The organism is Staphylococcus sp. SB1-57, from assembly GCF_017086425.1.
Taxonomy (GTDB): Bacteria; Bacillota; Bacilli; order Staphylococcales; family Staphylococcaceae; genus Staphylococcus; species Staphylococcus warneri_A.
On record NZ_CP070964.1, the window covers coordinates 803,885 to 826,003 of the forward strand.

Genomic DNA, 22,119 nt, shown 5'->3' on the forward strand with positions numbered 1-22,119 from the left:
TTCCATTTGTCTGGTGACAATGGCAAGGAGGTCACACCTGTTCCCATGCCGAACACAGAAGTTAAGCTCCTTAGCGCCGATGGTAGTCGGACTAACGTTCCGCTAGAGTAGGACGTTGCCAGGCAAATAATAGGATGCGATGAGCCGCATTGAGACCGTAAGGTCTCTTTTTTTATGCCCAAAAAAGAAAGTCAACGCAGAGCAAATGCGTTTAGATGATGAATTGAAGAATGAGTGCAACGAGCTTAGTCGAGCTAAGTGAGTAAGGGAGAGATGAAAATGAAGAAGTATAAGCGTATTTCTCTCAAGTTGAAAAAGCTCCTTAGCGCCGAAGGTAGCAGACTAACGTTCTAAAGCAAAACAGTGATTGAAAATCACATGTTTTACTTACTTAATAGCTCATGCCGCGCAAATATAATTGAGACCGTAAGGTCTCTTTTTTTTATATTCAAAAAAGAAAGTCAACGCAGAGCAAATGCGTTTAGATGATGAATTGAAGAATGAGTGCAACGAGCTTAGTCGAGCTAATAGTTCAAAGTATAAACTAAAACGAAGCCATGCACGTTTACATAGCTTCGTCCGTTTTAAATTAATAATGAATATAGCATTTTATTTTCATTAATGTAAATGTTTGAAGAATCAAATTGATTTACATTTTCTTTTAATTGTTGTAAATCTGTGTGATCTTTTAGTTGAATGCCTATAATAACAGTACCAGTATTTTGAGATGATTTTTTAGATATTCAAATTTAGTAATATCATCTTGTGGTCCTAGTACATCATTAACGAATTCTCTAAGTGCACCAGGTCTTTGTGGAAAATTAAGAATGAAATAATACTTCATTTCTTCGTATAATAATGAACGTTCTTCAATTTCTTTCATACGGTTAATATCATTATTACCACCACTTACGATACAAACTACTGTTTTTCCTTTGATTGATTCACGATAGTCTTCTAATGCTGCTACACTTAATGCTCCAGCTGGTTCGGCAATAATTGCTTGTTTAGAATACATATCTAGAATTGTTGAACAAACTGCACCTTCATCCACTTGCACATAGTCATGTACGAAAGATTTAGCAATTTCAAATGTAATATCACCGACTCTAGCGACTGATGCACCGTCAACAAATTTATCAATGTTTTCTAATGTTACAATTTTGTTATTAACTACTACAGATTCATACATACTACTAGCTCCAGCAGGTTCTACTCCAATGATTTTAGTTTGTGGAGAATAATCATGAAAATAAGTACTAATACCTGAAATTAAACCACCACCGCCAATAGCTGCAAATAAATAATCAAAATTGATATTTTCCTCGCGAGATTGTGTAATCATTTCTTTAGCTAAAGTACCTTGACCTGCAATAGTATAAACATTATTAAATGGATCAATAAATGTCATATTATTTTGTTTAGTATATTCAAGCGCTTCTGCTAAACAATGGTCAAATGTGTCACCAGTTAATTTAATTTCAACATTGCCATTTCCAAAGAATTGAACTTGATTAATTTTTTGTAAAGGCGTAGTGACGGGCATAAAAATGACAGCTTTTAGATTAAGTTTTTTAGCTGTGTAGGCGACACCTTGAGCATGGTTTCCAGCACTAGCACATGTAATCCCTTTACTTTGAATATCATCAGAAAGGACTGAAATAGCATTATAAGCACCACGTAATTTAAAGGAACGTACCCATTGCAAGTCCTCTCTTTTTAAATATACCTTACAATCATACTTTTGAGATAAATAGTGATCTAATTGTAAAGGCGTTTCTTTAACTATATTCTTAAGACGTAAATAAGCTTCGTCAATATCTTTGGTTGAAACTGTTGTTTTTACTGTCATAATATTCCCACCTTAATGTGCTTTTTCATATTTTTCAATTAAATCTTCATATTGTAAAGTAATATCAATATCATCAAGACCATTGATCAGTTTATTCTTCCAAGTTTCATCAATATCAAAGTGGAAGGTTTGTTCTGGTGATGATACAGTTTGATTTGGTAAATCAATTGTGATTTCGTTGAATGTTGCAAGATGTTCACGTGAAGGTTTATCTAATACGATAGGGAGCATCGCATTCTTAGTACAATTCATATAAAAGATATCGCTATAACTTCCAGCAATGATGATACTAAAACCATAGTCTTTCAATGCCCAAGCAGCGTGTTCTCTACTTGAACCGCAACCGAAATTATCGCCAGTGATTAAAATACTAGCTCCTTGATATTCGGGTTTGTTTGGATTGAAGTCTGGATTATCGCTTCCATCTGGTAAATAGCGCCATTCATCAAACGCAAATGGACCAAAACCAGTTTTTGAAATACGTTTTAAATGAACTTTAGGTATAATTTGATCTGTATCAATATTATCGTAAAAGAGAGGGACAATTTTCCCTGTATATGTTGTGATTGGTTTGATATCCATCTATACGACCACCTTTCTAACATCAACAAATCGCCCATTAATTGCTGCTGCAGCGGCCATAGCAGGGGAAACGAGATGAGTTCTTGCTCCCTTACCTTGTCTGCCCTCAAAGTTACGATTGCTTGTAGACGCACAATGGACGCCTTCAGGTACTTGGTCTGGATTCATACCCAGACACATTGAACAACCTGGTTCTCGCCATTCAAAGCCCGCTTCTTTAAATATTTTATCGAGTCCCATTGATTCTGCTTCTTTTTTAACTGTTCGAGATCCGGGTACAACAATAGCTGTAATATTAGGATGTACATGATTGCCCTTCACAATATGACTAGCTTCGATTAAATCAGTAATTCTAGCATTAGTACATGATCCTAAAAAGACATATCCTAATTCGATATCTTCAGCTTTTTGTCCTGGTTCGAGTCCCATATATTGATAAGCACGTTCGTCATTAGAATCTTTAATTGTAGGGAAGGGAGTATTAAAATTAACGCCCATTTCTGGATTAGTACCCCAAGTTACTTGAGGTTCCAAATCAGAAACATCTACTTCAATGACTTTGTCAAAAATAGCATCCTCATCAGAATATAGTTGTTTCCATTCAGATATGGATTGGTCGAAATTGTTAGCATATGGTCTATCTTTTACATATTCAAATGTAGTTTCATCTGGTTGCATGATTCCATATTTAGCACCTGCTTCAATAGCCATATTACATATGGTCATTCTAGCTTCCATTGAAAGCTTTTTGATTGTTTCACCAGTGAACTCTAAAGCATAACCAGTACCAAAGTCTACACCGAATTGGTTAATAAGATAAAGAATAATATCTTTGGCATAAACACCTTTAGGTAAGTTTCCATTGATATCTATCTTCAAATTTTTTGGTTTAGTTTGCCAAAGTGTTTGTGTAGCAAAGACATGTTCTACTTCACTAGTTCCGATACCAAAAGCAATGGCACCAAATGCCCCATGTGTAGCAGTATGAGAATCGCCACATACAATGGTCTTTCCTGGTTGTGTTAATCCAGTCTCAGGACCAACCATATGCACGATACCTTGTTCATCTGATCCCATATCAAATATGTGTATACCGAAGTCTTTTGCATTCTTTTGTAACGTTGTAATTTGCTTATTTGCTATTTCATCTTTGATATTAAATATATCTATTGTTGGGATATTATGATCTAATGTAGCAAATGTTAAATCGGGACGACGTAAGCGTCTATTTTGAATTCTCAATCCTTCAAACGCTTGCGGTGATGTTACTTCATGTATCAAATGTAAATCTATATATAATAATTGAGGGTCACCTACATTTCCATGTAAGACATGTTTATCCCATACTTTGTCAAATAGTGTTTGTCCCATAAGATGACGCCTCCCTTAAGTATAAAATTCTTTTAAAAATTTAATAATTTGTGATGTAGTATACGTTCCGCCTAAATCAGCTGTACATTTTCCATCTCTAATGAGTTGATAAACATTGTTCTCTAATTCATTAGCTGCCTCAATTTCTTTGAAACTTTCACGTAAACACATTGCTAATGATAATATCATTCCAAAAGGATTGGCTTTATCTTGGCCCGCAATATCAGGTGCTGAGCCATGAATAGGTTCATATAATCTTGTTCCATCTTTGCCAAAGCTAGCTGATGGAGATAATCCTAAAGAACCTGGAATGACAGAAGCTTCATCACTTAAGATGTCTCCAAATAAATTTTCAGTGACGATGACGTCGAATTGTGTTGGACGTGTTATCAAATGCATACTGCAGGCATCAACGAGTAAATATTCTACTTCTACATCTGGATAGTCATGACTGACTTCCTCAACCGTTTTTCTCCAAAGTTTACTTGAAGCAAGTACATTTTCTTTATCGACAGACGTTAACTTTTTATGTCGTTGTTGTGCTATTTCAAATGCGACTCTAACAATTTGTTCAATTTCAGCACGCGTGTAAGTTAAAGAATCTAATGCATGATGATCAGTTAACTCACGTGGTTCACCAAAATACAAACCTCCTGTTAATTCTCTAACTATGACTAAATCTGTACCTTCAACTCTATCTTGTTTAAGAGGTGAAAGATGACTTGTACCATCAGTCACTATAGTAGGGCGAATATTAGCATATAAATTAAGTGATTTTCTTAATTTTAATAAACCTTGTTCTGGACGTACTTTAGGATCTGTCCATTTCGGACCTCCAATAGCACCTAGCAATATCGCATCAGCATTTTGACAAGCCTTTAATGTTTCATCAGTTAGAGGCGTGCCATAGGCATCTATGGCAGCTCCTCCAAAATGATGTGTATCTACTTGATACTCAAAATGATATTTCTCACTGATTTTTTCTAAAACTTCTAAACTCCCATTTAGTATTTCTGGGCCTATGCCATCTCCAGGTAAAGCGACGATGTTATAGGTCATGATTGGATACCTTCTTTCTCTTTAGCGTCTGCAACGTATTTTGCATGTGCTTCAATATAAGCTTTACAAGAAGCTTTTAAAATATCGTGATCAATACCAATACCATTAACTTCTTTATTATCTATAACAAGATTAACATGTACTTCTGCTTGAGCATCTGTACCTTCTGTAACAGAATCAATACGATAATCGATTAATTCTGTTTCACGTTTAAAGATACGGTCAACAGCATTATAAATTGCAACAATGGATCCTGTACCAATACTTGAGTCTTGATAAATATTGCCATCTTTATCTTTAATCACAACGACTGCACTTTGAAGACCATTAGAAACGAATTGAAGTTGTAATGCTTCTAGTTGATAAATCGCACTTTGTTCATGTTCTGATCCTTGAATTAAAGCATGGATATCGCGATCAGAGACTGATTTTTTCTTATCAGCAATAGATTTAAATTGTTTAAATAAATTAATTTGATCATCAGGAGAAATGTCATAGCCCAGTGCTTTTAATTTTTCAGCAAAGGCATGTTTACCTGAAAGTTTTCCTAAAGGTAATTCAGTAGTACTAACACCAACTAATTGAGGGGTAATAATTTCATATGTTTCACGGTGTTTAAGAATACCATCTTGATGTATACCAGATTCATGACTGAATGCATTTTGTCCTACGATCGCTTTATTTCTTGGTACACGAATACCTGCATAGCGAGAAATTAAGGCAGAAGTCTTCTTAGTTTCTTTTAAATCAATTTGTGACTCTATGCCATAATGATCTTTACGAACATACAGTGCCAAAGCGACTTCTTCTAGTGCTGCATTACCAGCTCGCTCGCCTATACCGTTAACAGTACCTTCTATTCGTCTCGCACCACCTTCAATAGCAGCTAGACTATTTGCAACCGCCATTCCTAGGTCATCGTGACAATGTGAACTATATATAATTTCATTATCAGATTGCACGGATTCAGTTAAAGTTTTAAAAATTTGTCCATATTCATTTGGGTAACTAAAGCCTACAGTGTCAGGAATATTAATAATAGTTGCACCAGCATCAACAGCTGTTTGTACACTTTTTATTAAAAAGTCCATATCTGTACGTGTTGCATCTTCAGGTGAGAACTGAACGATATCAAACAATTGTTTAGCATAAGTAACATGTTCTTTTATAGAATCTAAAACTTCTTCTTGAGACATTTTCAATTTATGTTCTAGATGAATAGGGGATGTCGCAATAAAAACATGTACTAGAGGCTTAGCTGCATGCTTTGTTGCTTCGTAAACTGCATCTATATCAGACTTAATACATCTAGCTAAACCACAAACAGCAGTTGTTGTTAAGGCTTTAGAAATAGCTTCCACTGATTTGAAACTCCCTGTACTAGAAGCAGGGAAGCCAGCTTCGATAACATCTACACCCCATCTTTCAAGTTGTTGTGCTATTTTTAAACGTTCATCGAATGTAAAATTCACGCCTGGTGTTTGTTCACCATCTCTAAGAGTGGTATCAAATATTTGAATATGGCTACTCATTTTAATCAACTCCTTAATCCATTACTATTACTTTTCAATGCTTTTTGATTTAATAAATGGCATCATATCACGTAATTTACGGCCCACTTTTTCAATTGGATGACCAGCTTGTTCTTCACGCATTTTATAGAATTCTTTAAATCCATTTTTATTATCTTCAACAAAACTATTAGCAAATTTACCGTTTTGAATATCTGTTAATACAGCTTTCATATTGTCTTTGACATCTGGAGTGATGATACGACGTCCAGATACATAGTCACCATACTCTGCAGTATTAGAAATTGAATAACGGACATTATCCATACCGCCTTCATACATTAAATCAACGATTAATTTCATTTCATGTAATACTTCAAAATAGGCTAATTCTGGTTGGTAACCAGCTTCAACTAATGTTTCAAATCCACTTTGAATTAATTTATGGATACCGCCACATAGTACAGCTTGTTCACCAAATAAATCCGTTTCTGTTTCTTCTTTAAATGTTGTTTCAATTACACCAGCTCTTGTAGATCCGATACCTTTTGCATAACTTAATGCAATATCTCTTGCATGACCTGTAGCATCTTGTTGAACACCAAATAAAGATGGCACTGCACTACCTTCTTCAAATGTACGTCTAACTAAGTGACCTGGTCCTTTTGGTGCAACTAAGAAAACATCGACATCTGCAGGGGGTTGAATAACACCAAAGTGAATATTGAAACCATGAGCAAATGCAAGTGCGTTACCAGCTTCTAAATTAGGTTCAATTTCATTTTTATATACATCACCTTGGATTTCATCTGGAATTAAAACCATGATAACGTCAGCTTGTTTCGTTGCTTCTGCCACAGGATATACATCGAAACCATTTTCCTTAGCTTTATCAAAAGAGCGTCCTGGACGGATACCGATAACAACATCATATCCGTTATCTTTTAAGTTTTGTGCGTGAGCATGGCCTTGTGAACCATATCCAATCACAGCAATTTTTTTACCTTCTAAAGCGTCTGTTTTTACTGATTCATCATAATAAACTGTTGTCATAATACATTCCTCCAAAATAATTAAAAATTAGCAATATTCCGAAAATTAAAGTGTGTGATAAACAAAGGATGATAGCTGTTCGGTAAGTATGCTTTTATAGAACACTAGCGCATCGATGTTTTAATCATAATTTATATTAAGCAGAGTATTGTTCTACATTTAAAACGTTTATTTGTTGTTGTAATTTATTTAATAAAATATTTAATACGTCTTCATCTTCAATATTAACAATAAGTTCCATATATGAAATATTAGGATTATCGTCACGTTTTTTGACATGTAATTCTTCAATATTATATTGCAATCTGACGAATGCACTTGTAATTCTATTTAGAGTACTTACTTGATTCATAACTTCAAATTTTAAATGTCTTTTCATTAATATCCCTCCATCTCGTTATTAGCTTTGCCACTAGGAATCATTGGATTAACTGGCTCAATTGGAGAGATACGAACTTCAATAAGGGCAGGTCCTTCATAATTAAATGCTTCATCAAGTTTAGATTTAAGTTGATTTGGTTGATCAATTAAGAATCCTTTGACGCCATATGCTTCAGCCATTTTTATGAAATCGGGTTGATCATTAAATACTGAATGTGAAAAACGTTGATTAAAGAACTTATCTTGCCACTGTTTAACCATGCCTAATGTACCGTTATTAATGAGGACAATTTTAATGTTTAAGCCATATTCTGGTAAAAGTGCCATCTCTTGATTCGTCATTTGGAATCCGCCATCTCCGACAAAACAAACAACTGTTTTATCTGGTGAAGCGAGTTGTGCACCAATCGCAGATGGAATACCGAATCCCATCGTACCAAGACCTCCACTAGTAACCCATTGACTGTGACTTTTGAATGGATAGAATTGAGCTGCCCACATTTGATGTTGACCCACATCTGTTGTGACAATAGCATCACCATTTGTGATTTTACCAATATATTCAATAGCCTCTTGTGGCTTACAAAAGATGTCTTTATCATCTTTTTCATATTTAAATGGGTGATTGGATTTGTTTGATTGACAGTATTGTAACCATTCATCGTGTGATGGAACATTAATTTGAGAAGCTTCAAGTTGTTCTAATACATTTTTACAATCTGCAACGATACCTAAATCAGTGGCTATGATTTTATTGATTTCTGATGGGTCAATATCTACATGAACCACTTTAGCATTAGGTGCAAAATCATCTGGTTTACTGGCGAGTCGATCATCAAAACGACTACCTAAGTTAATTAATAAATCACACTCGGTTAATGCCATATTACTTGCGTATGAACCATGCATACCTCCCATACCTAAGAATAGGGGATGTTCGTATGGAATAGCCCCGAGCCCTAACAGTGTTGTGACAGTTGGAATTTGATGTTGAGTAACAAATTGAGTCAGTAATTCATTAGATTTTGAATGATTGACACCAGCACCTGCTAAAATTAAAGGCTTTTTAGAATGATTTAAATATTTAACTAACGTGTTAATATCATTTGATTTAGCTACAGTATTAACTTGATAACCTGGTAAATCGATATGGTCAGATAGACCCACATTGGTAGATAATACGCCCATATCCTTAGGGAAGTCTACGACTACCGGACCTTTTCTACCAGAATTAGCTACGTGGAAAGCTTCGTGAACGATTCTAGGAATATCTTCAACTTTTTTTACTTGATAATTTTGTTTAGTAATAGGAGCGGTCATTGATAATAAATCTGCTTCTTGGAAAGCATCTTTACCGATACCTGGTGTCGCTACTTGTCCTGTAAAGACTACTAATGGTAATGAATCACTATGAGCGTCAGTAATACCTGTAATAGCATTTGTAGCTCCAGGACCACTTGTTACAACAACCACACCAGTTTTACCAGAAATTCGTGCATATCCTTCAGCAGCGTGTGTTGCACCTTGCTCATGTCTTGCTAAAATATGTTTAATTTTACCATCATAAAATGTGTCATATAGAGGTAATACGGCACCACCTGGATAACCAAAGATAAAATCGACATCTTCATTTTGAAGTGCTTCAACTAATATTTCAGAACCAGGACGCATCTCATTTATAGTCTGACTCTTCATATATTCAGGTTTGCTAGATTCAGCAACTTTCATGGTATCTACAGGTTGGTTCGACGTTGCTGTATTATGTTCTGACATATCACTAAGTTTAGTCATTAAAATCAACTCCTATTATTTAGATAAGATTCTCAGGTACTTGCATGATGCCACCAGTATTGGCACTTGTGACTAATGATGTATAACGTGCAAGATAACCAGTCTTAACCTTTGCTTTAAATGGTTCTAATTGTTCTCTACGACGATATAATTCCTCTTCAGGTTGATCAACATTAAGTGTACGATTTGTTAAATCGATGGTGATTTCATCACCGTCTCGAATAAGTCCGATTGGCCCACCAGATGCTGCTTCAGGAGAAATATGTCCTACTGCAATGCCTCGTGTTGCACCTGAAAAACGACCATCTGTAATTAATGCTACATCTTTACCTAATCCTCTACCGACAATAGAAGAAGTAGGGGCTAACATTTCAGGCATACCTGGGCCGCCTTTAGGTCCTTCATATCTGATAACGACCACATGTCCTTCTCGTACTGTATGATTATCAATGGTTTCAACTGCTTCATCATGTGAATTAAAGCAAATCGCTTTACCAGTGAATGTTTTAATTGAAGGATCTACACCACCAACTTTGATAACTGCACCTTTAGGAGCCAGGTTACCAAATAAGATAGATAAACCGCCTTCTTTATCATATGGCTTCTCTAGCGAATGGATAACATCAAAGTTTTTAATTTCTTTACCTTCATTATTTTCTCGTAAAGTTTTTCCAGTGACTGTGATTCTATCTGGATGTAAGGTACCTTCTTTTTTCATTAATTCATTGATAATTGCTGGAACGCCACCTGCTTCGTGAACATCATGCATTGAGTATGAAGAACTTGGAGCAATTTTAGATAAGTAAGGTGTTTTTTTAGCGACTTCATTAATACGTTCCAAATTATATTCAATACCAGCTTCGTTAGCAATTGCTAATGTGTGTAATACTGTATTTGTAGAACCTCCCATAGCCATATCCAGTGCAAAGGCATCATCAATCGCTTCTTTGGTAACAATATCTCTAGGTTTAATATCATTTTTGATATTTTCTACTAATCTAAAGGCAGCTTGACGAATCATTTCACGACGTTGGTCACTAACTGCTAATGCTGTACCATTGTATGGTAATGCTAAACCAAGTACTTCCATGAGACAGTTCATTGAATTGGCAGTGAACATACCTGCACATGAACCACAAGTAGGGCAGGCATTTTGTTCCATATCTAAGAATTCATCTTTAGAAATAGAACCTTCTTTAAAAGCACCAACGGCTTCAAACATAGAAGATAATGTTAAAGCTTTACCTTGAGCAGATAATCCAGCTTTCATCGGACCACCTGAACAAAAAATTGCAGGTACATTAGTTCTAACAGCTGCTAGTAACATGCCTGGTGTAATCTTGTCGCAGTTTGGAATATAAAATACACCGTCAAACCAGTGGGCATTAATTACAGTTTCTGCAGCATCAGCAATAATTTCTCTAGAAGGTAAAGAATATCTCATTCCAATATGACCCATCGCAATACCGTCATCTACACCAATTGTATTAAACTCAAATGGAATGGCACCTGCCTCACGAATCGCTTCTTTTGCTATATCAGCTAATTCTCTTAAATGAACATGTCCAGGAACAATATCAATATATGAATTACAAATAGCTACGAAAGGTTTGTTCATATCTGTTGGATTTTGAAGTGCGCCCGTAGCATGTAAAAGACTTCTTGCTGGAGCTTGTTGATCTCCTTTTTTGATCATGTCGCTTCGCATAATAAATTCCCCCGTATTTTTTACTATAAGAAAATAAAAAACGTCCCAATGGTTATTGGGACGTTCAATAAGTCCCATTCAATTACAAATAGGACTTAAACATTTAGTAAATGAAAAAATTACTAAAGTTCGAGCCCTTGAGAGTATAATAAAATAATAATATTTGAAGTTGTCGTTGAATGTTGTGTTGTATAATGTCTCATTTTATTTATACTCCCTTCGTTGAATGGTTATTTATTCTAAATAGTTTGAATTGTTTTAAAATTTATAAACCTAATTTACTATAAGGTGAAAATGATGTCAATAATATTTTAGAATTTTCTAACAATTACAAATCTATTTTGTTGAAAATATTTACGAAGAAATATAAGACAAAATTTGTTACACTTATTAAGTTAATATATTTATTGTGTAGTTAAAAAGTAAATAGGAGAATGACCTATGATTAGTATTAAAGATAAAAACGAGATGAAACAATTTGCGGCTAGATTAGTGGCATTAGTCCAAGCTGGGGATTTAGTTTTACTGAATGGAGATTTAGGTGCAGGTAAAACAACATTCACGCAATTTATAGGTGAAGCTTTAGGTGTTAAGAGAACAATCAATTCACCAACATTTAATATTATTAAATCTTACAAAGGTACACATTTAAAGTTACATCATATGGATTGCTATAGACTAGAAGATTCAGAAGAAGATTTAGGATTTGATGAATACTTTGAAGATAATGGCTTAACAGTGATTGAATGGAGCCAATTTATTGAGGATTTACTACCTGATGAATCACTGATAATAAATATTGAAGTTATTGATGAAATGAGTCGACACATTACGATAGAAGCTAAAGGCGAACATTATGAAGCAATGAAGGAGGCGTTAGAACAATGAAATTATTATTGATAGATACGTCCAATCAGCCTTTATCTGTCGCATTAACAGATGGCAATGATGTTTTAGCTGAAATAACCAATAATTCAAAGACGAATCATTCAGTACAATTAATGCCTGAGATTGAACGTTTATTTAAAGAAAGTAGTATCTCAAAAAATGATCTCGATGGCATCGTAGTTGCTGAAGGCCCAGGTTCATATACTGGATTAAGAATTGGTGTGACGACTGCTAAAACACTTGCCTATGCATTAAATTGTAAATTGTATGGCGTTTCTTCATTAAAAGCTTTGGCAGCAACTGTTAGCGAAAAAAACAAACTTTTAGTACCCATTTTTGACGCCCGACGTGAAGCGGTTTATGCAGGAATTTACCAAAGAAAAAATGGAATATTAGAAACTGTATTAGACGATCAATATATTTCAATTAACGACTTGAAACTGAAATTACATGAACTTGATCAACCACATGTATTTATAGGTGAAGATACGGTTAAATTAGAACATTTGCTAGATGCTAAGGGCATTAATCAATTACCACAAGCATCAGTCATGAAAAATTTAATTAGCCAGCCAACTGAAATCCATAGTTTTGTTCCTAAATATCATAAAATAACTGAGGCGGAAAGAAATTGGATAGACCAACAGAAGAACAATTAAATATTAGAAAAATGAGTAAAGATGATGTTCCAGCAGTCTTTGACATTGAAAGATCTAGTTTTAATGATAGTTCATGGTCAATCGATGCATTTTATCATGAAATTGAAAAGAATGAGTTTGCTAATTATTTCGTCATAGAATTTAACCATACGATTATTGGATATTTAGGATTATGGGTTGTCATTGATCAAGCACAAATAACCACAGTTGCGATTGCAGAGCAATTTAGAGGATATGGTTTAGGACAATTATTATTAAAATATGTCATGAATTATGCGAGACATCGATGTGAAGTGATGAGTTTAGAAGTTAGAGTGGATAATACAGTGGCTCAACATGTTTATCAAAATTTAGGTTTTCAATATGGTGGAAAACGAAAAAATTATTATGGAGAAGGGCAGGATGCATTAGTCATGTGGGTGAATTTACGTGAATAATCAACAGACATTAATTTTAGCAATAGAGACAAGTTGTGATGAAACAAGTGTAAGTATTATTAAAAATGGTACGGAAATATTGTCCAATACAGTGTTAAGCCAAATTGAAAGTCATAAGCGCTTTGGTGGTGTTGTACCTGAAATTGCTAGTCGTCATCATGTCGAAGGAATCACAACGACTATAGACACTGCTTTACAAACTGCAAATGTGACTATGAATGATATTAATGCTATCGCTGTAACGCAAGGACCTGGACTTATAGGTGCGTTACTCATAGGTATTAATGCAGCGAAAGCACTTGCATTTGCATATGATATACCATTAATACCCGTTCACCATATTGCAGGACATATCTATGCGAATCATTTAGAAACGCCTTTAACATTTCCATTAATGGCATTAATCGTTTCAGGAGGTCATACAGAATTGGTTTATATGAAAGATCATCTCCATTTTAAAGTGATAGGTGAAACAAGAGATGATGCTGTAGGTGAAGCATATGATAAAGTAGCACGTACAATTGACTTGCCATATCCAGGTGGACCTCAAATAGATCAATTAGCAGCTATAGGTGAAGATACGTATCAATTTCCTAGAGTTTGGTTAGAAAAAGAAAGTTATGATTTCAGTTTTAGTGGACTAAAAAGTGCAGTTATTAATCAATTGCATAATCAACGTCAAAAAGGGCAAGACATTGTGCCAGAAAATGTGGCAACTAGCTTCCAAAATAGTGTTGTTGAAGTGTTAACAACTAAAGCGATACATGCTTGCAAAGCGTATAACGTTAAGCGATTAATTGTTGCTGGTGGTGTAGCAAGTAATCGTGGACTAAGAGAAAGTATTTCTAAACAGTGTGAAAATAATCAAATCCAATTAACCATTCCTACACCAAAATTATGTACTGACAATGCAGCGATGATTGGTGCAGCAGGTCATTTCTTGTATTTAGCAGGCATTCGTGGGGATATGGCAATGAATGGACAAAATAATATCGATATTGAAGATTTTTCAATTGAATCTTTATCATAATTATAAAGTCAGTAATGCGAGATTAAATAGAATCTCACACTACTGACTTTTTATTATATATCCTTAACTTGTTGTTTGGCACGTTCATAAATATCAGTAGGGAATTGTGTCAATCTTAGCAATTCGATTGCATTTCTTGTATTTGCTTTACCTGGTTTGATTTTAAAGTCAAACGCAATGGAATCATCTTTAATTGATTCATTAAAGTGATAATTTGTATAAGATATATTTAATAAATTTGATAATTCAATATCATGTGTTGCAGCTAATACATAGTAATTTGGCAAGTGAGATAAATAAGTTAATACTGATTCAGAAGCGGCAATACGTTCTGTAGTATTGGTTCCTTTAAAGATTTCATCAATGAAACAGTATACTTGATTATCCGTTGAAATATTGAATAAACGGCGAATGGATTTCAATTCAGCCATAAAATAGCTATCTCCTGATAAGACATCATCTGCATTAGCCATAGACGTGTAGACTAATCCAGGTACATATTTAAATTGAGTGGCTGTTGCAGTGTTAATTGTTTGAGCCAAGATAAGATTAAGCGCAACAGTCTTCATGAAGGTTGATTTACCAGATGCATTCGAACCGGTTAATAAAATATTTCGATTGAGATTTAAATCATTTGGAACAGCATTGTTAATTAATGGATGTACAAGTTGATTAAACTCACATAATTGCTGTTGAGTATTACTATTTTGAATTATTTCAGGTTCGCAGTATGCTTCTAATGTCTCTTGGTATAAGGCAATTGCATAATGATTATCTAATTGGCCAATATAATCGTAGCATTTTAATACTTCATCTAAATATTTATAGTAACTATGTTGAATCGTGTGAAAAATAAGATAATCTAACATAAATATAGTTTTAATTAATAAAACAAAGGCTGATGCAAAGTCAACGCTTTCGACTTTAGCTAATATGCCACTTAAATATCTTGCAGTTTTAAAGTGATTGAAATTAACGTCTATTTGCGGTGTTCCCTCTATATCAGTAAGATTTTTACACTGCTTTAAAATATTAGCAGTATAAAAAATGGTTTTTAAATCTTGTTCATAAGTTCGTTTTAAACTGACCGATAAAATGATATTAATCACACATGCCATGATGAATAACAGAATACCATTTGACGCATCAAAGCACGTATAAATTAAAGCGATTATTGGTAATAAGGGGGCTAGCATAAATATTTTTTGACATTTAATAGGTGTGAGTTGATCGGGAAAATGTGGATAGACACTTTTACCAACTAGACCTAACCGTAATGAAACCTGATTCCTAAAAGAAGTATCTTCTTTAAAACGATTGAGTAATATTTTATTGTTCATTTTAAACATTCTACGTAATGTTGCATATAAACGCATCTCCCCAAGTGCTGTGAAATTGAAATTCATACTTTGAAATAATGCATCCATATTTAAGTCAGACCATGTCTTGTTATCAATTAGTTGACGATCATCATAGTTATCAAAATAGGTTTGAAATTGATAATCATATTTCGCATTTGGCCTGATAAATTTTTCTAACTTTTCTTGATTAGACCATAAGCCGTTAATTTTATTAATGAACTGTCGTCTATTAATGATAGAAGTAATGATACTAACGACTGTGGTTAATATAATAACGCCTAAAACAAATAATAAAAATAACTGTGGGTCATTCATTTAAAAACTCCTTAATGTATTGTTTTTTTAATTATTTCATATCATTTAATTTGAAACAATCAATGATAAAAATGAGAAGTCAGAAGATATGTCAATAGGGAACATGCGTACTTATCAACAATAAGTGCACAACTTGTGGATAAGTGGTGTTAATTTTTGTGGATATAGCAAATTTTTATCTGAATAACTCTAAAATTTAGTTACATATTACCTGTGGATAACTAGGATAACTCTGTGGATAGCTATCAGATAGGCGAAAATGAATGTTAATAATAATCAATTAAAAATCAGAAAAAAGACACTAAAAAGTAGAAAATCTACTTTCTAGTGTCTGGAAAAATAATAGTTATTTATAATTTTTCTTGTAATTCTTCCCATTCAAGCATTGCTTGTTCTAATTCTTGTTCGGTATTCGATTTTAATTCAGCTAGTTCATTGGATTTTACAGGGTCGCTATAAACGTCGGGTTGTGTAAGTTGATGATCAATGTCTTCGATCTTTGCTTCACATGATTCGATGATGGCTTCACGTTGCTCGATTTCACGTTCTATTTTGCGTTGTTCGCGACGACGCTGCTTTTGGTTTTCATATGATGACGCTGTAGTCTGTTTAGTATTTGAGTGATTTGCAGACTCAATTTCACTCTCTGCTTTAGCTTTTAAGGCTGCAGCTTCTTCTGTTTTTTCAATATAATATTGATAATCACCAAGATACATTTTTCCACCATCATGATCTAGGTCAAATACTTTATTGGCTAATTGATTGATGAAGTATCTATCATGGGATACAAAGATAATAGTACCTGCAAAATGTTCTAAAGCTTGTTCTAACATTTCTTTCGAATCTATATCGAGGTGATTGGTAGGTTCATCTAAAATAAGTACATTATCACGTTGCAACATTAACAAGGCTAATTGTAATCTTGCCTTTTCGCCACCAGATAAATCATTGATAATTTTTTTGACGTCGTCTTGTACGAATAAAAAACGGCCTAATACTGCTCGAATATCTTTTTCGTTCATATTTGGATACTGGTCCCAAACATAATCTAAAATGGTTTTATTTGATTTGAATTCAGCTTGTTTTTGGTCATAGTAACCTATTTGTAAATTAGCACCAAATGTGACTTCGCCACCGAGTGGACGTTGTCTTTGAGCAATGGTTTTAATTAAAGTGGTTTTACCGACACCATTTGGCCCAATAATAGCGATGTGATCACCTTTGGATACTTCCAAATTAATAGGTTTAGTAATAGGTGTATCATCATAACCAATTTCTAATTGTTTGATATGCATGACGTCATTTCCGGTATTTCTATCAAATCCAAATTGAATGTTAGCACTTCTTGCATCAATCATTGGTTTATCAATACGCTGAATTTTTTCTAATGTTTTACGACGGCTCTTTGCCATTCCACTTGTAGAAGCTCTTGTGATATTTTTTTCTACAAATGTTTCTAACCGTTTAATTTCTTCTTGTTGTTTTTCATATTCTTGCATACGTTTTTCATAATATTTATCTCGCTGTTGAATAAATTGTTCATAATTACCAATATATCGTTTAACACTACCTAAAGCGACGTCATAAACTTGTGTAACGATTTTGTCTAAGAAATATCTATCATGACTTATAATGACAATTGCCCCTTTAAAGTAACGCAAATAATCTTCTAACCATTTTGTAGTTTCTAAATCGAGATGGTTGGTAGGTTCATCAAGTAATAATAGATCTGGTTCATTTAACAACATTTGTGCAAGTGATAATCGTGTTTTTTGACCACCACTAAAGTCATTAATGGGCTTATTAAAGTCATCTTCATTAAAATTCAATCCATGAAGAACTGTTTTAATTTTACTGTCATATTGATAACCTTCTAATTGCTCAAATTGATTTGATAAAGATTCATATTTTTCCATATGTGATTGATAAGTAGGTGTATCATACTCATTTGCATGGGCAGCTAACCAATCTGTTTCACGTTTGATTAATAGTTCCATATTTTTAATATGTTCAAATGGTTTTGACATTTCCTCGAACACAGTGGCGTTAGAGTCCAACGTCATTTGTTGTGTTAAATAGCCCATCTTAAGATTTTTAATCTTTGAAATGTGACCACTATCATAATCTTCAACGCCAGCAATGATTTTCATAAGTGTTGATTTACCGGCACCATTTCGTCCAACAACGCCTATTCGTTCACCTGTTTTCACTTCAAAATCAACGTTAGTAAAGATATCTTCACCATCGAACGATTTAGAGATGTCATTAAGTTGTAAAAGTATCATCCGACTTCACCTTTCTAAATATGCGATATCATTATAAACTATACATATAGTTTGATATGTTTAAATTTTTTGTTTATCATATTAATATTTATTTTACAGTATTAAGCTGTGTCTTGAAACTAGGATATTTATTTTTAAATTTTATTAATGTATAATTAGCAAGTATTCATTGTGAACAATTATTTGGATTTTTATTGTTGCAAATATATACATAAAATTAAAACCGTTTAGCGTCGAAGGGAGACAAATAAAATGGCAAGTAACGTTAAAATTCCTCGAGCAACTTTAAAACGTTTACCGTTATATTATAGATTTGTGAGTAATCTAAAATCTAAAGGTATTGACCGTGTTAATTCTAAAGCTATTAGCGAAGCATTACAAATAGATTCAGCTACGATTCGTAGAGATTTTTCATATTTTGGCGAATTAGGTAAAAAAGGATATGGCTATAATATAGATAGTTTAATTGAATTTTTCAAAGCTGAAATTAGTGGTAGCAATGATATTAAAATTGCAATTGTTGGTGTGGGTAACTTAGGTCGAGCATTATTAACATATAACTTCTCAATTCACGATGAAATGACCATTACAGAAGCATTTGATGTAAATCAAGATGTCATCGGCGAACGAGTAGGCCGTGTTGTTGTAAAAGATAGCAAGACTTTAAAACATACGTTATCAAATCAAGATATTGATGTAGTCATTCTTACAACACCTGAACAGGTTGCCCAAAGTGTTACAGATGAGCTGGTTGAATCTGGTATTAAAGGTATTATGAATTTTACACCAGCGAGAGTGAGTACGCCAACTGATGTACAAGTACATCATATTGATTTAGGTATTGAATTACAGTCCTTACTTTTCTTTATGAGAAATTATGATGAATCAATGAAATAGCATATTGATCATTTGGAGGGACTTTTTATGAATGATAAAGTATTGATTCAAATAGGGTGTATGTATAAAGCACATTTACCTACATTAATATACATTCCAGGACAATTGGTATTGAACGGTCATACATTAGTGTTCAAGTCCTATTATACAAATCATAATCCTCTAAATTTAGAAATTGATGTTAAAAAAATTATTCGTTACCAAATACGTAAGGGGTTACTGGGACATAAATTATTGATTTACTATAACCAAACTTGGTATAAATTTAGTCATTTTAAAGCAAATGAATTGCAAGCATTAGTTCATTATATCGATGAAATACAAGCACATTAAAAAAGTGATGAGCAAGAGTACATCTTATCGAGATGTACTCTTTTTTTATTTTAAATAAAGCATTTCATTGATAAATGTGTAGAATTAAGAAACATATTATGATAGTGAACTTGAAATATAACACTTTATCCTGTAAAATAACTTAGTATTTATATCGGAAAAGGGTGATAACGTGGTTTGGATGATTATAAGCGGTTTGATCGTCGGCGTACTATTAGGATTTGTAATGCAACGAACACGCTTTTGCTTAGCAGGCGGTTTTAGAGATATGTATGTTCAAAAAAGTAATAAAATGTTCTATGCATTGCTTGTTGCTATTACAGTTCAAAGTATTGGTTTATTAATATTAACAAGTTTAGGTATAGTAAATGTTCCAGCACACACATTTCCAATTGTTGGTACAATCATTGGTTCTTTTGTCTTTGGCATAGGTATTGTATTAGCAGGTGGTTGTGCTACTGGAACATATTATAGAGCAGGAGAAGGTTTAATAGGTAGTTGGGTTGCACTCATTTTATATGCATTAACAAGTGCAATTACTAAGACAGGTGTTTTGTCACCAGTCCTAAAAGTAATTAATCAACCTACAAATGTCAATGCAAGTATGGCAGATACATTGCATATTCCCAATTGGATTTTAGTAATACTAATAACGTTAATTACTTTAATATTAGTGACAAAAACACTTAAAAAGCCTAAAGTAGCAGTCCCTAAATTAAAACAGAAGTATTCAGGCGTAAGACATTATTTATTTGAAAGAAGATATCATCCGTTTGTAGCGGCTATTGCAGTTGGTTTAATCGCTTTATTAGCTTGGCCAATGAGTAGTTCTACTGGTAGAGATTATGGATTAGGAATTACGACACCTTCAGCAAATATTGTTAATTTCTTAATTACTGGAAATACACAACTCATTGATTGGGGCGCATTTTTAGTTATAGGTATATTCCTAGGTTCTTACATTGCTGCTAAAGGATCAAAAGAATTTAAATGGCGTTTACCAGATAAGAAAACAATTAGAAATAGTGCAATTGGTGGCATTTTAATGGGCTTTGGAGCCTCTGTTGCAGGTGGTTGTTCAATCGGTAATGGCTTAGTTGAAACGGCGACAATGAGTTGGCAAGGCTGGATTGGTCTAGGTTCAATGATTCTAGGTGTATGGTTTATGAGTTACTTTATTTTTATTAAGCCAATGAAACAACTACAACAATCGACTAAAAAACAACAAACAACAGTTAAACAACAAACACAAACGACTTAAGGAGGAGTTATTATGGTATATGAATTAGGCACAGTTGGGATGGTTTGTCCTTTCCCTTTAATAGAAGCTCAAAAGAAAATGACTGAATTAGATTCTGGTGATGAATTAAAAATTGATTTTGATTGTACACAGGCGACTGAGGCAATCCCTAATTGGGCGGCAGAAAATGGTTACCCTGTTACTAATTATGAACAACTTGGTGATGCGTCTTGGACAATTACTGTACAAAAGGCGTAAAATAATGATAAATATAGATAGAGCATCCATCATGGGTGCTCTTTTTCTATTTATTCAACTAGAAATTAGTATTTTAAGCGATTACATTTATGATAGAATAGATATAAGTTTTCCAAAATATGATGGGTGAGTAACTTTTATGAAAAATATATCGGATATCGCAAAATTAGCAGGAGTATCAAAGAGTACGGTTTCTAGGTATTTAAATAATGGATCTGTCAGTCCAAAGACACGTTTGAAACTAAGTAGGATCATTAATGAACATGACTACCAACCGAATCAATTCGCGCAAAGTTTAAGAGCAACTCAAACACGTATTATAGGTGCTATCATTCCAAGGATGAACTCTTATGCTGTTGATGAAACAGTGAAGGGTATCGTAAATCAATGTCAACAACATAACTATCAACTGTTACTTAACTATACTGGATTACATATAGAAGCAGAAATTGAAGCCATTGAAACGTTATCTCGTAGTAAAGTAGATGCAATTATTTTAATGGCAACTGATATTACTGATAAACATTTGGAAGTGATTGATAAAGCTAATGTACCTGTCATTATTGTTGGACAAGCATATCCTGGTTTACATAGCATCACGCATGATGATTATCAAGCAGGATTAAAAGTGGGTGAGTGGGTAGGTCAAAGACAACCGCGACGTGTTGTATTTTTTAGTGTTACTGAGAAAGATATTGCGGTAGGTGTACATAGGAAAAGTGGTTTAATCGATGGCTTATCAAAATATCAAATTAAACCAGATATATTTGAAACCTCATTTAAATATGAAGAAGCATTAAAAGATATTAAGCAAACGTTAACAAAGATTAATGATGCTGACGTCATTATTGGTGCGACTGATGCCATTGCGTTGGCAATTCATAAATATCGTTTTAATTCAGATCAATTATTAAAACCAACAATAATTCATGGATTTGGTGGAGATCCTATGACACAAATTGTTTCTCCAATTATTCGAACAATACAGTTTAATTATTATGAAGCGGGACAACGTGCGATGCTTGAAGTTAGACAATTGATTAAGGGAGAATCTATTGAAGAATCCATCGTGATACCAGTGAAATTATAAAGAATATATTCAATTTAT

At 33.7% G+C, this 22,119-nt stretch carries 19 protein-coding genes, 1 rRNA gene and 1 pseudogene; 10 read left to right on the top strand and 11 right to left on the bottom strand.

Translation table 11 applies throughout. The features are described from left to right. Nucleotides 1-9: 9 nt before the first annotated feature. Nucleotides 10-124: ribosomal RNA gene (rrf, locus tag JX000_RS03940) — 5S ribosomal RNA — on the top strand. A 460-nt stretch (nucleotides 125-584) separates the two neighbouring features. Here rrf and ilvA read toward each other — a convergent pair. The 9 genes and pseudogenes from ilvA to ilvD all read right to left on the bottom strand — a co-directional run bounded on the left by ilvA (nucleotide 585) and on the right by ilvD (nucleotide 11,308). Continuing rightward, nucleotides 585-1,852, bottom strand: a pseudogene (gene ilvA, locus JX000_RS03945) (threonine ammonia-lyase IlvA). Nucleotides 1,853-1,864: 12 nt separating this feature from the next. Continuing rightward, entirely contained in the window at nucleotides 1,865-2,434 is a 570-nt protein-coding gene (gene leuD / locus JX000_RS03950; protein WP_002452029.1) for a 3-isopropylmalate dehydratase small subunit, read from the bottom strand. Then, a complete protein-coding gene (gene leuC / locus JX000_RS03955; RefSeq protein WP_206140908.1) occupies nucleotides 2,435-3,805 on the bottom strand; it encodes a 3-isopropylmalate dehydratase large subunit in 1,371 nt (456 codons plus the stop codon). It abuts the gene before it with no gap. 15 nt (nucleotides 3,806-3,820) lie between these two features. Beyond that, on the bottom strand, nucleotides 3,821-4,864 hold the full coding sequence (leuB, locus tag JX000_RS03960) for a 3-isopropylmalate dehydrogenase (RefSeq protein WP_075777899.1): 1,044 nt from the start codon (nucleotides 4,862-4,864) through the stop codon (nucleotides 3,821-3,823). Next, nucleotides 4,861-6,396 (bottom strand): 2-isopropylmalate synthase, encoded by a 1,536-nt coding sequence (locus tag JX000_RS03965; RefSeq protein ID WP_124227783.1) that lies wholly within the window; start codon nucleotides 6,394-6,396, stop codon nucleotides 4,861-4,863. The genes leuB and JX000_RS03965 overlap by 4 nt, the downstream gene beginning before the upstream one ends. A 27-nt stretch (nucleotides 6,397-6,423) precedes the next feature. Next, nucleotides 6,424-7,428: a ketol-acid reductoisomerase gene (gene ilvC, locus JX000_RS03970; RefSeq protein ID WP_002452025.1), complete on the bottom strand. Its 1,005-nt coding sequence runs from the start codon at nucleotides 7,426-7,428 to the stop codon at nucleotides 6,424-6,426. A gap of 136 nt (nucleotides 7,429-7,564) precedes the next feature. Next, the gene (locus JX000_RS03975; RefSeq protein WP_206140909.1) at nucleotides 7,565-7,807 is read right to left on the bottom strand and encodes an ACT domain-containing protein; all 243 of its coding nucleotides are present in this window, start codon (nucleotides 7,805-7,807) and stop codon (nucleotides 7,565-7,567) included. Further along, nucleotides 7,807-9,537 (bottom strand): biosynthetic-type acetolactate synthase large subunit, encoded by a 1,731-nt coding sequence (gene ilvB, locus JX000_RS03980; RefSeq protein WP_454368270.1) that lies wholly within the window; start codon nucleotides 9,535-9,537, stop codon nucleotides 7,807-7,809. The genes JX000_RS03975 and ilvB overlap by 1 nt, the downstream gene beginning before the upstream one ends. An 82-nt stretch (nucleotides 9,538-9,619) precedes the next feature. Further along, complete coding sequence (ilvD, locus tag JX000_RS03985) at nucleotides 9,620-11,308, bottom strand: dihydroxy-acid dehydratase (RefSeq protein ID WP_206140911.1); 1,689 nt, start codon at nucleotides 11,306-11,308, stop codon at nucleotides 9,620-9,622. 441 nt (nucleotides 11,309-11,749) lie between these two features. Between ilvD and tsaE the strand changes: the two genes are divergently transcribed. From tsaE to tsaD, 4 genes are read left to right on the top strand one after another with little or no spacing between them, the layout of a single operon-like run. Continuing rightward, nucleotides 11,750-12,196: a tRNA (adenosine(37)-N6)-threonylcarbamoyltransferase complex ATPase subunit type 1 TsaE gene (tsaE, locus tag JX000_RS03990; protein WP_206140912.1), complete on the top strand. Its 447-nt coding sequence runs from the start codon at nucleotides 11,750-11,752 to the stop codon at nucleotides 12,194-12,196. Beyond that, complete coding sequence (tsaB, locus tag JX000_RS03995; RefSeq protein ID WP_002452020.1) at nucleotides 12,193-12,855, top strand: tRNA (adenosine(37)-N6)-threonylcarbamoyltransferase complex dimerization subunit type 1 TsaB; 663 nt, start codon at nucleotides 12,193-12,195, stop codon at nucleotides 12,853-12,855. The genes tsaE and tsaB overlap by 4 nt, the downstream gene beginning before the upstream one ends. Beyond that, the gene (rimI, locus tag JX000_RS04000) at nucleotides 12,828-13,292 is read left to right on the top strand and encodes a ribosomal protein S18-alanine N-acetyltransferase (RefSeq protein WP_002452019.1); all 465 of its coding nucleotides are present in this window, start codon (nucleotides 12,828-12,830) and stop codon (nucleotides 13,290-13,292) included. The genes tsaB and rimI overlap by 28 nt, the downstream gene beginning before the upstream one ends. Beyond that, complete coding sequence (tsaD, locus tag JX000_RS04005) at nucleotides 13,285-14,322, top strand: tRNA (adenosine(37)-N6)-threonylcarbamoyltransferase complex transferase subunit TsaD (protein WP_075777904.1); 1,038 nt, start codon at nucleotides 13,285-13,287, stop codon at nucleotides 14,320-14,322. Before rimI ends, tsaD begins: the two co-directional genes overlap by 8 nt. 53 nt (nucleotides 14,323-14,375) lie before the next feature. Here tsaD and JX000_RS04010 read toward each other — a convergent pair whose 3' ends face one another. Beyond that, a complete protein-coding gene (locus tag JX000_RS04010) occupies nucleotides 14,376-15,998 on the bottom strand; it encodes a MutS-related protein (protein ID WP_075777905.1) in 1,623 nt (540 codons plus the stop codon). A 350-nt stretch (nucleotides 15,999-16,348) separates the two neighbouring features. After that, nucleotides 16,349-18,283, bottom strand: coding sequence for an ABC-F family ATP-binding cassette domain-containing protein (locus tag JX000_RS04015; protein ID WP_206140913.1), 1,935 nt, complete (start codon nucleotides 18,281-18,283; stop codon nucleotides 16,349-16,351). Between the two features lie 252 nt (nucleotides 18,284-18,535). On the opposite strand from JX000_RS04015, the gene JX000_RS04020 reads away from it, so the two are divergent. The 5 genes from JX000_RS04020 to JX000_RS04040 all read left to right on the top strand — a co-directional run bounded on the left by JX000_RS04020 (nucleotide 18,536) and on the right by JX000_RS04040 (nucleotide 22,101). Beyond that, on the top strand, nucleotides 18,536-19,180 hold the full coding sequence (locus JX000_RS04020; RefSeq protein ID WP_002452015.1) for a redox-sensing transcriptional repressor Rex: 645 nt from the start codon (nucleotides 18,536-18,538) through the stop codon (nucleotides 19,178-19,180). A gap of 27 nt (nucleotides 19,181-19,207) precedes the next feature. Then, nucleotides 19,208-19,513 carry a hypothetical protein gene (locus tag JX000_RS04025; protein ID WP_002452014.1) on the top strand — a complete coding sequence of 102 codons (306 nt, stop codon included), beginning with the start codon at nucleotides 19,208-19,210 and terminating at the stop codon, nucleotides 19,511-19,513. Nucleotides 19,514-19,685: 172 nt separating this feature from the next. Then, the gene (locus tag JX000_RS04030) at nucleotides 19,686-20,774 is read left to right on the top strand and encodes a YeeE/YedE family protein (protein WP_002452013.1); all 1,089 of its coding nucleotides are present in this window, start codon (nucleotides 19,686-19,688) and stop codon (nucleotides 20,772-20,774) included. A gap of 12 nt (nucleotides 20,775-20,786) precedes the next feature. Beyond that, nucleotides 20,787-21,011 (top strand): sulfurtransferase TusA family protein, encoded by a 225-nt coding sequence (locus JX000_RS04035; RefSeq protein WP_002452012.1) that lies wholly within the window; start codon nucleotides 20,787-20,789, stop codon nucleotides 21,009-21,011. Nucleotides 21,012-21,150: 139 nt separating this feature from the next. Next, nucleotides 21,151-22,101, top strand: a complete 951-nt coding sequence (locus JX000_RS04040) for a LacI family DNA-binding transcriptional regulator (protein WP_206140914.1) — start codon at nucleotides 21,151-21,153, stop codon at nucleotides 22,099-22,101. Nucleotides 22,102-22,119 lie beyond the last annotated feature (18 nt).

Coding starts and splice junctions, on each gene's coding strand:
- leuC (WP_206140908.1), bottom strand. CDS start 3,805: ATGGGACAAACACTATTTGACAAAGTATGGGATAAACATGTCTTACAT.
- leuB (WP_075777899.1), bottom strand. CDS start 4,864: ATGACCTATAACATCGTCGCTTTACCTGGAGATGGCATAGGCCCAGAA.
- JX000_RS04020 (WP_002452015.1), top strand. CDS start 18,536: ATGGCAAGTAACGTTAAAATTCCTCGAGCAACTTTAAAACGTTTACCG.
- JX000_RS03975 (WP_206140909.1), bottom strand. CDS start 7,807: ATGAAAAGACATTTAAAATTTGAAGTTATGAATCAAGTAAGTACTCTA.
- ilvC (WP_002452025.1), bottom strand. CDS start 7,428: ATGACAACAGTTTATTATGATGAATCAGTAAAAACAGACGCTTTAGAA.
- leuD (WP_002452029.1), bottom strand. CDS start 2,434: ATGGATATCAAACCAATCACAACATATACAGGGAAAATTGTCCCTCTC.
- tsaB (WP_002452020.1), top strand. CDS start 12,193: ATGAAATTATTATTGATAGATACGTCCAATCAGCCTTTATCTGTCGCA.
- ilvD (WP_206140911.1), bottom strand. CDS start 11,308: ATGCGAAGCGACATGATCAAAAAAGGAGATCAACAAGCTCCAGCAAGA.
- ilvB (WP_454368270.1), bottom strand. CDS start 9,537: ATGAAAGTTGCTGAATCTAGCAAACCTGAATATATGAAGAGTCAGACT.
- JX000_RS04010 (WP_075777905.1), bottom strand. CDS start 15,998: ATGAATGACCCACAGTTATTTTTATTATTTGTTTTAGGCGTTATTATA.
- JX000_RS03965 (WP_124227783.1), bottom strand. CDS start 6,396: ATGAGTAGCCATATTCAAATATTTGATACCACTCTTAGAGATGGTGAA.
- JX000_RS04035 (WP_002452012.1), top strand. CDS start 20,787: ATGGTATATGAATTAGGCACAGTTGGGATGGTTTGTCCTTTCCCTTTA.
- JX000_RS04040 (WP_206140914.1), top strand. CDS start 21,151: ATGAAAAATATATCGGATATCGCAAAATTAGCAGGAGTATCAAAGAGT.
- JX000_RS04015 (WP_206140913.1), bottom strand. CDS start 18,283: ATGATACTTTTACAACTTAATGACATCTCTAAATCGTTCGATGGTGAA.
- tsaE (WP_206140912.1), top strand. CDS start 11,750: ATGATTAGTATTAAAGATAAAAACGAGATGAAACAATTTGCGGCTAGA.
- JX000_RS04025 (WP_002452014.1), top strand. CDS start 19,208: ATGAATGATAAAGTATTGATTCAAATAGGGTGTATGTATAAAGCACAT.